10 protein-coding genes are annotated in these 11,964 nt (G+C 72.7%); 6 read left to right on the forward strand and 4 right to left on the reverse strand.

Annotation, left to right across the window (positions count from 1 at the left end):
- Nucleotides 1-3: 3 nt before the first annotated feature.
- Complete coding sequence (locus ACZ6ZR_RS17600; RefSeq protein ID WP_465643204.1) at nucleotides 4-3,225, reverse strand: tetratricopeptide repeat protein; 3,222 nt, start codon at nucleotides 3,223-3,225, stop codon at nucleotides 4-6.
- A 2-nt stretch (nucleotides 3,226-3,227) separates the two neighbouring features.
- The gene (locus ACZ6ZR_RS17605) at nucleotides 3,228-3,566 is read right to left on the reverse strand and encodes a hypothetical protein (RefSeq protein WP_465643206.1); all 339 of its coding nucleotides are present in this window, start codon (nucleotides 3,564-3,566) and stop codon (nucleotides 3,228-3,230) included.
- A gap of 410 nt (nucleotides 3,567-3,976) precedes the next feature.
- On the opposite strand from ACZ6ZR_RS17605, the gene ACZ6ZR_RS17610 reads away from it, so the two are divergent.
- From ACZ6ZR_RS17610 to ACZ6ZR_RS17625, 4 genes are all read left to right on the forward strand, one after another.
- The gene (locus tag ACZ6ZR_RS17610; RefSeq protein ID WP_465643208.1) at nucleotides 3,977-5,113 is read left to right on the forward strand and encodes an ROK family protein; all 1,137 of its coding nucleotides are present in this window, start codon (nucleotides 3,977-3,979) and stop codon (nucleotides 5,111-5,113) included.
- A 151-nt stretch (nucleotides 5,114-5,264) separates the two neighbouring features.
- Nucleotides 5,265-5,429, forward strand: coding sequence for a hypothetical protein (locus ACZ6ZR_RS17615; RefSeq protein ID WP_465643210.1), 165 nt, complete (start codon nucleotides 5,265-5,267; stop codon nucleotides 5,427-5,429).
- Between the two features lie 89 nt (nucleotides 5,430-5,518).
- Nucleotides 5,519-7,492 (forward strand): glycoside hydrolase family 5 protein, encoded by a 1,974-nt coding sequence (locus ACZ6ZR_RS17620; protein ID WP_465643212.1) that lies wholly within the window; start codon nucleotides 5,519-5,521, stop codon nucleotides 7,490-7,492.
- A 312-nt stretch (nucleotides 7,493-7,804) separates the two neighbouring features.
- Nucleotides 7,805-8,173: a YrdB family protein gene (locus ACZ6ZR_RS17625; protein ID WP_465643214.1), complete on the forward strand. Its 369-nt coding sequence runs from the start codon at nucleotides 7,805-7,807 to the stop codon at nucleotides 8,171-8,173.
- Between the two features lie 12 nt (nucleotides 8,174-8,185).
- Here the strand turns inward: ACZ6ZR_RS17625 and ACZ6ZR_RS17630 are convergent, their stop codons facing one another.
- Both ACZ6ZR_RS17630 and ACZ6ZR_RS17635 read right to left on the reverse strand, forming a co-directional pair.
- The gene (locus ACZ6ZR_RS17630; protein WP_465643216.1) at nucleotides 8,186-8,647 is read right to left on the reverse strand and encodes a hypothetical protein; all 462 of its coding nucleotides are present in this window, start codon (nucleotides 8,645-8,647) and stop codon (nucleotides 8,186-8,188) included.
- Between the two features lie 54 nt (nucleotides 8,648-8,701).
- Nucleotides 8,702-9,934, reverse strand: a complete 1,233-nt coding sequence (locus ACZ6ZR_RS17635) for a hypothetical protein (RefSeq protein WP_465643218.1) — start codon at nucleotides 9,932-9,934, stop codon at nucleotides 8,702-8,704.
- A gap of 395 nt (nucleotides 9,935-10,329) precedes the next feature.
- On the opposite strand from ACZ6ZR_RS17635, the gene rho reads away from it, so the two are divergent.
- Nucleotides 10,330-11,688 (forward strand): transcription termination factor Rho, encoded by a 1,359-nt coding sequence (gene rho / locus ACZ6ZR_RS17640; protein WP_465643220.1) that lies wholly within the window; start codon nucleotides 10,330-10,332, stop codon nucleotides 11,686-11,688.
- 95 nt (nucleotides 11,689-11,783) lie between these two features.
- The gene (locus ACZ6ZR_RS17645; RefSeq protein WP_465643222.1) at nucleotides 11,784-11,963 is read left to right on the forward strand and encodes a hypothetical protein; all 180 of its coding nucleotides are present in this window, start codon (nucleotides 11,784-11,786) and stop codon (nucleotides 11,961-11,963) included.
- Nucleotide 11,964: the final 1 nt, after the last annotated feature.

Raw genomic sequence — 11,964 nt, forward strand, 5'->3', positions numbered from 1 at the left:
GCCTCATGCGGGACCCTCGCCCCTCCGCGCCCACTCGCTCGCGCGCTGACCATGGCTGAGCGCCACGAACTCCTCCAGGCCCAGCCCGCCGCCGGACACCGCGTCCAAGCGGCGCGCCGCCTCGCTCGCGTGCGCCGGGTCGTCGCGCATCAGCCAGATCCACAGCAGCCGCACCACATCGGCGAGGAACGCCAGATGCACCCCGGGGTCCCGGTCCTCCTCGCCTCCGAGCCCGACCGCCTGGACCAGGCCCGGCATCCCGGCCGCGATCGTCGCGGCATCACTGCCGACGAACGCCTCCTTGAGCGCCTCGACCGTGGTCCGCACGACGGTGGGCGCCAGGTGGGCGCTCCCGGCGCAGATAGCGCCTCCCGAGGTGGCGACGGACCACTGCGCCTCCATGTCGCCCAGCCGGGCGGCACATTCGGCGAGGAGGTGCAGGAAGGCGGCCGCCAGCTCCCAGGCTCCGAGTCCCACGAACTCCGACACAGCTCGGCGGAGGTGGGGCAGCGCTTCCTCGTCCTTGCCCAGGAGCACGTACACCTGGCCCAGGTCACCGCGGAAGGACGCCGTCTCCAGAGGATCGTTCAGCTGCTGCGCCTGCTCCAGGCCCGCCAACGCGCAGCCGCCCGCTGCCCGCAGGTCGCCCTGGTCACGGAAGCAACCACCGAGCGTGCCGAGGGCCCGGAGTTCGCCGCCGGCGCTGCCGTCGAGGCGGAAGGTCTCAAGTGCCTTGGTCGCCGCGGAGGTTGCGGCCTCCCGGCGGCCGGCGAGCCGGTGCAGGGCGCACTGGTCCAGCAGGAAGGTGCCCTGGGCGTACCGGTCCTCCAGCCGGATGGCCAGGGTGTGACCCTGCTTCGCGAGCGACATCGCCTCGTCGTGGCGCTGGAGCCGCTTGCTCAGCTGGCCGAGCACGCCGATCGCGCGCATCTCACCGGCCAGGTCCGCCGCGGCCCGGGACAGGTCACGCGCGGAGCGCACCACGGCCAGCGCCTGCTCGTGATCACCCTGCCGCATCAGGAGCTGGCCCCGCCGCAGCATCAGCGCGGCCCGGTTCGGGGAGGCCTCGCCGAAGCCGATGCTCCGGTCGAAGTCGCGCAGCGCTCCGGGCCAGTCCCCGCGGCCTTCGAGGAGACTCCCGGTGCGCTCGTGGCGAAGGGCCCACAGGCGGTCGAGATCCGGGTGGAGGGGGTCGAGGGCGCGGAGCGTGGCGTCGAGCCGAGCGATCAACTCGGCGTCCGGCTCGGCCGGTTCGCCGTTGCCCGGCCCGCCGTTGCCCGGCCCGTACCTCGCCCGCAGACGCAGCTCGTGCAGCAGCACCTCCGCGTACGCCGCGGTGTTCCGGTGCTCGGTGCTCTCCACGGCCCGGCGGAGGGTGGTGATCTCCCGCCGCAGGACGGGCTGCACGGTGGGTGAGGACACCTGGGCAGCTTCGGCGAGGAGGGAGCACTGGGCCAGCGCGGCTTCGCCACCGTTCGAGTGCCCGTGCTGCTGGGCCAGGCGGCTGTTCGCCGTGCCGACGAAGACGTAGGCGCGCTCGATGCCGCGGCGTAGACCGGTGTCGACGATGGCGTCGCTGACGGCTGCTCCACCGGTGGTGAGCCGGTCGATGACGACTCCCGCGAAGTCCGACGCCGGTCGGGAGGGGATGTCCCAGAGCGTGCCGAGGTAGCCTCCGGCACCGCTGCGGACGAACTCCCGTCCGACACCGGTCCAGGACTGGCACGAGTTGTTGAACACGATCGGCCGGCGTCCCAGCCCGACCCACTGCGGGATCAGGTGGCTCTCCAACGCGGCGCCGTGCAGTTCGATCCGGTCGTCCGCACCGTGCGTGTTGAAGAACAGCAGGTCCACGGGCAGACGCTGCGGCAGCTCGATCAGAGCGGTCATGGTGGCATCGTCACCCGACAACAGGATGGGGTGGGCGAAGTGGGCCGCGACCGATCTCATGACGTCCTCGGTCTCCGAGACCTGGAAGAAGCCGGGATCGAAGATCAGGCTGAAACCCTCGGTACGAGGTCCTGCCGTGGCCGCGGAGAGCTCACCGAGGATGATCAGCGCCGGGTCCGTCGCCACGTGTCCGATGGGCTTGCGCGACCAGTCCGCCGCACGGGTGCGGACGAAGGAGTACGGGACGCCGACGGTGAAGGCCGTCAGCCGACGGTCGCCGACCTCGGCGATGGCCGTCTCCGGCAGTTGCGCGGTCACTGCGGCTTCCAGGCCGGCATAGGGGTTCAGCGGGCTTCTCGCCACGACTCCCCGCACGGCCGCGGCGAGGCCGGTGCCCCGGCTCGCCGCGTCCTCGCCACGTGCTGCGGACGCGGCGACCCGGCGCTGGCGCGTGGCCACCGCGTCCCGGACCCGTTCGATGTCGGGTGCCGCGGTGACCACCAGCCGTGCGGACCGGTGGTGGGCGTAGAGGGCGCCGAGCAGGGAGTCCGCACGCCCGGTGGCCTCGACGAGGACTGCCTCGTCTCCGTCCGGGTTGACCCGGGCGAGCAGCGCATCGGCGGGGGTGGCCGGGTGCTCGACCGCACGGAGCACACCTCCGGTGCGCAGGGCGACGAAGAGAGCGGCCGGGTAGCCGGACGGATCGTCGTGGGGCACCTCGACGGCGGGCCCGGGAACCTCGTCGGGCCCGCGCAGCAGCTGCCAAGCGCGGTCCGTCAGTTCACGGAGCTCCAGCCCGGTGAGGTACAGCTTCTCCGGTACGGCGTCGAACACCTGGGCGGGCCGGTCGTCATCGTGACCGTTCTCGGCGAGGTACCGGACGTACCGGGCCTCGATCCCGGCGTCGTGGACCCTCAGGTCGTCGGGCGGGAACTCGTCGAGGAAGACGGCCCTTCGGAAGCCCAGCAGTTCGAGCTGCTCCGAGAGCATCCTGTTGTACCTGGCCCACGACCGGTAGGGAGCCAGCTCGCTCCGGAGGAACTGCAGACCGCCGATCTGCTCCGCCGCGCGCTGCGCGCCCTCCCGGCCGCCGTTGACGACCTCGGCGATGCCGAGGGGCGTGCCCGCACGGGTCCTCAGCTGTTCGTCGAGCGCCTTGTAGAGCTCGTAGGTCCGCTCCTGTGCCGCCCTCGACACGGGTGGCGGTTCGATCGAGATGACCGGTGTGAACCGGCCGGCGGGCAGGCAGGAGGCGACGACGGCGGCCTCGCGCAACTGGTCCGGCCGGCACACCACGATCGTGTCGCCCACCGTGGACCGGGCTTCGCCGCGCATGCTCACAGTCCTCGGAGGTACGAGTTGACCGCGGACAGCTTCGGCGCCGGCCCGGGGCCGGGGTGCGAGCGCATCTCCGGTCGGGTCACCTCGCGGCCCTTGCGCACAAGGGAGTTGACCAGCACGGGCGTCGAGGCGCCCACGTACACGGCGCCCCAGTAGGTCGTCGCGGGGAGCGCCAGGGCCAGCAGGCCGCCGAGTCCGGCGAAGAGCACGGATATCACGACGTAGAACCACGACCACTGGAAGCGGGCCGGGTCGTTCCGGATCGCGTAGAGGCGGACGACCTCCGGGGCCAGTGCCCCTGCCATGCCCAGGAGAAGTATCAGCAGATGTGACATGCATCTGACGGTAGGCCATGGCGGCGGCGCACTTTCGCGTAACTCCCAAGATCCTCCGGCCGGTTGGCTCCCCGTCAGGCGGGCGTGGGCGGCGGGGGTGCTGGTCTGCGGGGCGAGCTCGTCGGTGGCTCCGTCGGACTCGAAGCTGCTGTCCGCGGGGGAGACCGGGAGCGGGCGGTCTGCGGCGAAGCCGTCGGCGGGGTCGAAGGAGATGGAGGACGGCAACGCGGGCAAGGTAGCTCTCCGAGTGAATCAATACGTGAAGAAGTTATTTATTTACCTGGGTTGATGATCCGTCAAGTACCACAGGCGCCCAGAGGGCGGGCGGCACGGTGGCCTGAAATCAATACTGGACGAAGTTATTTATTCGTCGCTACATTGCTCCCGTGTTTCCAACCCACACTCAGCCGTTGGTCACCGCACCGGCCGAAACCGCCCTCCTCGCCCTGCTGTTGGCCGAAGGGCCGCTCAGCAGGGTCGAGCTGGCCCGGCGCGTCGGGCTGTCGGGAACCGCGATCACCAAGGCGGCCCGCCCCCTGATCGACGACGGCTACCTGCACGAACTCCCCCCGGAGCGCACCGCCCCCGGGGCCGGGCGCCCGGTCAACCCCCTGGCCGTCACGGTCGACCGGGAGTTCTTCCTCGGCGTCAAGGTCAGCGCCGACGCGCTCTACGCCGTGGTCTGCGACCTGCGGGCCGGCGTCCGGGCCACCACCGGCCGCCGCCTCGGCGCGGACCGCAGCCCGGCCGCCGTCTGCGCGCTGATCTGCGACTCCGTCGAGCTGCTGCTGAGCCGCGACCCCGGCCTGCGCAAGCGCATCCGCCACCTCGGCATCGCGGTCTCCGGTGACGTGGACCGCCCCGCCGGCCGGGTCCGCTACTCCGTGCTGCCGGGCTGGCAGGACGTCCCGCTCGCCGAGTTGGTGGCGGAACGGACCGGCTTCCACGTCATCGTGGAGAACGACGTCAAGGCGATCACCGCTGCTGAGCACTGGTTCGGCGAGGGTATCGGCACCGAGCACTTCGCGCTGGTCACGATCGGCGCGGGCGTCGGTTCCGGACTGGTCGTCAACGGCCGCCTGATCACCGGGGCGTACGGCGTGTCCGGCGAGCTGGGCCACATCAGCATCGACCCGAACGGCCCGCGCTGCCACTGCGGCCAGACCGGCTGCGTCGAGGCGGCCGCCTCCAGCGGCGCGATCCTGGCCCGGGTCCGCGACGCCACCGGCCTCGCGGAGCTGGACTTCGACGGCGCCGTCGACCTCGCCCGCCGCGGCGACCCCGCCGCCCGCGCGGCCTTCGCCCACGCCGGCCGGGCGATCGGCACCGGCATCGCCGTCCTGGTCAACCTGTTCGGCCCCGAGCGAGTCGTGGTGACCGGCGAGGGGCTCGACACCTACGACCTGCTGGGCACCCACATAAAGGACGCCTACGCCGCGCACACCTTCAAGGCCGCGGCGAACTGCCCCCTGACCCTGCGTCCGCTCCCCTGGGAGGACTGGGCACGCGGAGCCGCCGTCCTGGGCATCCAGGCGCTGTTCCCGTAAGCGGCACGACCCGCACGACCCGCACGACCCGCACGACCCGCACCATCCGAACGACCCGGCCCGCTCGTGCGGCGGGGCCGACGCACCGTCACACCCCGCACCACCGGCACGGAGTACACCCGTTCTCCCCACCCTCAAGGATGCGAGATGAGTGCCCACGGAGCGGAGCTCAGCCCCGGCGGTCCCCGGCACCACCGCGGGCGGCGGCGAAGCGCAGGGCGCCGGGAGCACCCTGAACCTCTGGTCCCACGCCTACGGCGAGGCCGGGCCACCGGGTGGCGGCTGGTGCGGCGCCTCCAGCGATCTCAAGGGCTGACGCCCTCCCCGTTCCCCCCGGGGCCTCGCGCGGGCGGCGGTCCCGGGGTCGCACCACCCCAACTCACCCCACCCTCCTGGAGATTCGCCATGCGATCCACCAGAACCTTCCGCGGCGCACGAGGCCTCCCGGCCGCACTCGCCGCCGTCTCCCTCCTGTTCGTCGCCGTCCCGGGCGCGGCATCGGCAGCCGGACAAGCAGCCATACCGGCAGCCGCCCCGGCAACGACGCCTGCCGCACTGACGGGCCCTCAGCTGGCCGCCTCCTGGACCGGCCCGCTGAGCACCCGGGGCCGGTACGTGGTCGACGCCGCCGGCAACCGCTTCAAGCTCAAGTCGGGCAACTGGGCCGGGGCCCAAGGCACTTACGAGGGCAGCGGCGACGTCAACGACGTCACCAACCACCAGGCCGACCAGAAGTCGAGCAACATCCCGCTCGGCCTGGACCGCACCCCGGTCAGCCGGATCCTGGCCGACTTCCACGAGCTCGGCATCAACAGCATCCGGCTTCCCTTCGCCAACGCGATGCTCCACGACACCGCGCCCGTCCCGGACGCGGCCGTCGCCGCCAACCCCGAACTCCGGGGCCGCACACCGCTCCAGGTGTACGACGCGGTGGTCGCCGCCCTCACGGCGGACGGCTTCGCGGTCGTCCTCAACAACCACACCACCAGCTACCGCTTCTGCTGCGGCCTGGACGGCAACGAGCGCTGGAACAGCGGCCAGTCCACCCAGCAGTGGGTCGACGACTGGCTGTTCCTGGTGAACCGGTACAAGAACGACAAGCGGGTGGTCGGCGCCGACCTGCGCAACGAGGTCCGCCGCGACACCTGGGACGACCCCAACTGGGGCTGGGGTGACGATCACGATCTCTACAAGGTCCTGGAGGAGGCGGGCAACCGGATCCTCCAGGCCGATCCGGACATGCTGATCGTGATGGAGGGCATCAACTGGCAGGGCATCCCGCAGGGGATGTTCAGCCACGGCCGTCCGACCCTCACCCCGGTCCGTACCCTCTCCAACACCCTGATCGACTCCGGCAAGCTGGTCTACTCGGCGCACTTCTACTCCTACACCGGCCCCAACCACACCGGGGCGAGCGGGGGTTGGCAGAACGGCGAGACCAACGACCCGCGCTACCGCGACCTGACGCCCGAGCAGCTGATCCAGGTCGTCAACGACCAGGCGCTGTTCGTCACCACGGCTGGCCAGCACTTCACCGCCCCGGTCTGGATCAGCGAGTTCGGCTCCGGCAGCCGCGCCACCGACCCCAAGGACCGGGCCTGGTGGAAGAACTTCACCGACATCCTGGTCCGCAACGACACCGACTTCGCCCAGTGGCCGCTGGTCGGCTGGACCAGGCCGAACGGTGAGGTCAACGACGACTGGGCCCTCGTCAACTACGACGCCACCGGCCGCCGCACCACCACCGTCCAGGACCCCGCCGACTGGCGCGCTGCCGACTGGAACAAGCTGGTCAACGCCCCGGGCCGGACCGGCGCCGTCCCCCAGGTCGACCACTGGAACATGCTCAACCTGGACTTCGGCGACCAGAACCGCTCCCGGACCATGCTCGCCCGCAGCGACTGGAGCAGCGGCAACCGCAAGGGCAGCTGCCCCGACGGCAGCCGGCTGACCGGCCTGGGCCGCAGCGACTCGCGCGGCCTGTGCACGGACGCGCGCCGGCCGGGCGCCGCAGCCGGGGCGGCGTGGACCGTCGTCACCGACGAACGGTTCGTCAACCACGGGGACTGGGCGTCCGGTTACAACAAGCTCCAGTGCCCCGACAACACCTTCGCCGCCGGGTACGCCGTCAACGGCAACGCGATGGCCGCCCTGCTCTGCGCACCCGCCGCACGGGCGCTGCCGGTCACCGGCCGCAACGTCTGGTTCGACCACGGCGACAACCGGCCCGCCACCGGCGGCTCCACCGGCAGTGACTGGGCGCCCGGCTACTACAAGGGCCAGTGCGGCGACGACGAGTACCTGGCCGGGGTCGGCTTCACCTGGCGCTGGAGCCACGGCGGAGTCCCCGACGTGCTGCTCTGCCGTCCGCTGAACTGACACACCGTCGGGGTCTCGGTCCTCCGGAACTCTCCGGGGGACGGAGACCCCGACCTCCTCGTCTCCTGTGACCCCGGCGGACCACGCCGAGGCGTTCGAGGCATCAGGCGGGGAGGAGCATCGCCGCCAGGGCCGGGCCGAAGGCGCCGCCGAGCTGGTAGCAGAGCGAGAACGGGCCGATGACGGGCCGATGACGGCCACCCCGGTGGGTGCGGCGGTGCGGGCATGCGCTTTCATGGGGCGGCCGCAGATGAAGCCGGACGCGAGCCGCCGACGAGCCGCACGAGCCGCACGAGCCGAGAGGGTGCCCGGATGAAGCTTCCCGTTCCGATCCGCCTGCTGAACGAGGCGCTGGCCTTCCTGCTGGAGCTGGTCGCGCTCGGGCTGCTCGCGTGGTGGGGCTGGCGTGCCGGGCCGTCGGTGGCGGTGAGCGTGCTGCTCGCGGTGCTGCTGCCCGGGGCGGCGGCCGTGCTGTGGGGGACGTTCGCGGCGCCGAAGGCCCGCATTCCGGTGCCGCTCGCGGGGGTGCTGGCGGTGAAGGCGGTGGTGTTCGGCGCCGCCGTCGCCGCGTCCTACGTGGTGATCCCGGCTGGGTGGGCCACCGCCTTCGCCGTGGTGGTCGTGGTCAACACCGTCCTGGCGACCCTCGACCGGCGGGCCCGGGTGGCTGACGGAGGGTGAGCCGCCGCCCCGTCAGGGGAGTTGGCCCCGCGCCTCGGTGAGCGCCGCCTCGAAGCCGGCCGCCACCTCCACCACGTCCGTGCCCTGCGCCTCCACCTCGACGTGGCCGCCCGGCCGGCGCTCGACCCGGTAGCGGCAGGGCTGGGTGGTGTACGCGCCGGGCTCGAACTCCCAGCGCAGCGCCTGCGCCGTCCACTCGCCGCCGAGCGAGCCGTCGGGCTCGACGGTGGCCCGTCGGGAGTAGACCGTCCGGCAGTCCGGCACGCGGTCCCAGACCCGGTCGGGGCCGGTCCACCGGTCGACCCGTTGCACGACGCGGGCGTACGCGCGGGCGGGCGCGCCCTCGCCGACCTGGCTGTTCCAGAGGGCGGTGATCTCGTCGGCGATGGCGCGGCTGGCCACCGGGAGGGTCCGGGCGCCCACGCGCAGCACGTGGACGGGGCCCGGGGCCGGGTCGGCTGGGTTCTCGGTCACGTCGTCGATCTTCCTGCATCGGCCGGACCGCCGTGGTGCCGGACCACCGTGGTGTCAGTCCTGCCAGTAGAACAGCAGGGTGTCGACGGCGAGCGGCTCGCGGGCCCCGAAGTAGTACACGTGCAGGCCGGTGACCCGGACCGAGGCGGCCTCGTGGTCGATCCAGCGCAGGCCCGCCGCCTCCAGGGCGTGGCGGGCCGGGCCGTCCTGGTGGCCGGTGGCGAACCGGCCGAGGGTGCTGACGAAGACCTCCTCCCCGTCCTCCTCCCCGTCGTCGGTGCCGCCGTCGCCGAAGCGGATCACGTGGTAGGTGCCGTCGCCCTGCTGGTTGTCCTCGCCGCAGCTGACCGGCGGTCGCGGGCGCAGCCCGGCCTCGGTGAGAGCAGCCACCGCCCGGGCCAACTGCCCCTCCTGGTCGACCGGTTCGGGCGCGGGTGTGCACAGCGCCTCGACCCGCCAGCGCGGATCGCCGGCCGCCTGGCACCACGGCGCGTACTCGTGCGCGACCGCGCGCCGCAGCTCCTCGTCCAGGCCGGGCACCTCCACCCGGGGGCTGCCCAACTCCTCGTAGCGCGACCGGAGTTCGTCCTTGTCGCCGGTCAGCTCGTGGAGTGTGTAAGCCGCCCAGAGCGCGGCCTCGACGGTCGGCGCCGTGTCCGCGAACGCGCGCAGCCGGTCCGGGTCCGACTGGAGGTGGTGGGAGCGGAAGGCCACCGCGTGGTCCGGGTCGGCCAGCGCGTCGGTCACGTCCTGGTCGGCGCGGTACCGGGTGAGGATCGCGAACCAGCGGTCCTCCGGCCGCTCCCCGCCGAGCTCGGCCAGCACGCGCTCGGCGCCCAGCCGTTCGACCAGACCCGCCAGTCCGGCCTCCCCGGCGGCCTCGACGTGCTTCCAGGGCGAGAAGGCCAGGGTCGCCAACTCCCGTGCCGCGGTGAGGTCTCCGAGCCGGCCCCGGGCTTTGAGCACGGCCTCGGGCATCCCGTACGCGCGGTCCCGCTGCCGGTCCTCCCGGCGGAGCCACGGAAGCAGCTCCGCGCGGTCGCCGAGCAGCTCCAGCAGGGCGATCCGGACCTCGGTGGTCTCCTCCGGGTCGCGGATCCGGGCCAGCAGCTCGGGCACCCACCGCTCCGGCACCCGGCCGGCCAGTGCCTCGGCGACGGCCTTCCGCCGCCACCACGCGTGCTGCCCCCGGGAGGCGTACCGGGCCAGCTCCTCCGGGGCCAGCGCCCGCAGCCCTGCCGCGTCCGCGCGGCCCACGCCCGGAAGGAGGTCATCGATCGTCCGCATCCGGCGATGCTACGGCCCTGACCACCCGTCAGGGCACCAGGTTTCGGACCTGGCCCGGCGGCCGCGCGGCGGCGCCGTGCTGGAAATCCTTGGCAAACGTGTCCGGGAGGGGTTACAGTGCCGACAGGTAGACCTCCGACGCCGCCCTTCTGAGCGCGGATACCGGAGCTGCCGTCCACGGAGCGCGGGCCGATCGGCCCGGACGCCCCCGGCTCGTACAGCAGAGCTGCACAGCACAGCACACACGGCGCGACACCGCCGCCGACCCCGCCCGATGATCCGCTTCAACGCGGTCGGCCGGTCGGCCCGGTGCACCCGCATCCGCCCCGCCCGAGGCCACCAGGCCCGCCGGGGCGTGCCGCCGCCACCCCACCGTTCTTCCCACAGGAGTACCCATGACCACCGCCACCCTCGAACCGATCACCACCGAACCCCTGGACGGCCTGCTCAAGGCCGACCTCCACCAGCTCGCCTCCGCCCTGGGCATCCCGGGCAACTCCCGGCTGCGCAAGGGCGAGCTGGTCGACGCGATCACCGCAAAGCGCGACGCGGCCCGGCCGCTCACCGCACCTGCCCGCCCGGCGGAGCCGGTCCGACCGGAGCCGCCCGCCCCCGATCCCGACGGACTGCTGCCCACCTCCGGCGTGCTCGACGTCCGCGACGGCAAGGCGTTCCTGCGCACCGCCGGCTACCTCCCCGGCCCCGCCGACCTGCACGTCTCGCCCAATCAGGTGCGGGCCCTCGGCCTGCGCCGCGGCGACGTGCTCACCGGTGGCGCCAAGCCGGCCAACGGCGGCGGTGACCGCCGTCCGCCGCTGACCCGGATCGACACGGTCAACGGCCGGGCTGCCACCGACGGGCCCCAGCACCGGCCCGCCTTCCAGGAGTTGACGCCGCTGTACCCGCAGGAGCAGCTGCGCCTGGAGACCGGTCCGCGCGAACTCACTGGCCGGGTCGTCGACTTGGTGGCCCCGATCGGCAAGGGCCAGCGCGGGCTGATCGTCGCCCCGCCGAAGGCCGGCAAGACCATGGTCATCCAGTCCATCGCGGCGGCGATCGCCCACAACCACCCCGAGGCGCACCTGATGGTCGTCCTGGTGGACGAACGCCCGGAGGAGGTCACCGAGATGCGGCGGACCGTCCGCGGCGAGGTCATCGCCTCCACCTTCGACCGGCCCGCCCGCGAGCACATCGCCCTCGCCGAGCTCGCCGTCGAGCGGGCCAAGCGGCTGGTCGAACTCGGCCACGACGTCGTGGTGCTGCTCGACTCCATCACCCGGCTGGCCCGCGCCCACAACGCCGCCGCGCCCAGTAACGGCCGCACCCTCAGCGGCGGCCTGGACGCCGGCGCCCTCCAGCAGCCCAAGAAGCTCTTCGGCGCGGCCCGCAACACCGAGAACGGCGGCTCGCTCACCATTCTGGCCACCGCCCTGGTCGACACCGGCTCCCGCCTGGACGACCTGGTCTTCGAGGAGTTCAAGAGCACCGGCAACATGGAGCTCCGCCTCGACCGCCGCCTCGCCGACAAGCGCGTCTTCCCCGCCGTCGACGTCCGCGCCTCCGGCACCCGCCGCGAGGAACTCCTCCTCGGCCCGGCCCGCACCTCCGCCGCCTGGACCCTGCGCCGCGTCCTCAGCGCCCAGGACTCCCAGCAGGCCACCGAACTCCTCCTGGAGCGCATCAAGCGCACCACCACCAACAACGACTTCCTCCGCCAGGTGGCCACCAACTCCCCTGCGCACCAAGCCGCCTGACCGCGCGGACATGGCCGTAGCACTGAATATCGGTCGACCCGGCGGCGGACGGTGTCCGAGGATGGGGTGTTGACCGTGGACGTGACGAGGTGTGGGTGAGTAGGTCGGAGACCGTGGTGCTTCAGGGCCTGGTGGACGCAGTGGACTGGGACGGCCTGGAGCGGGGGGACCTCTCGATCACGCTCCCGGAGTTGAAACAGGTTGTGGTGAAGGACCAGGAGCTGCGCGAGCTGATCGAGCGGGCCCTTGCCGGAGCGGTCACCCCGGCTGAGTAGC

It is taken from the genome of Kitasatospora sp. NPDC088742, assembly GCF_055584905.1.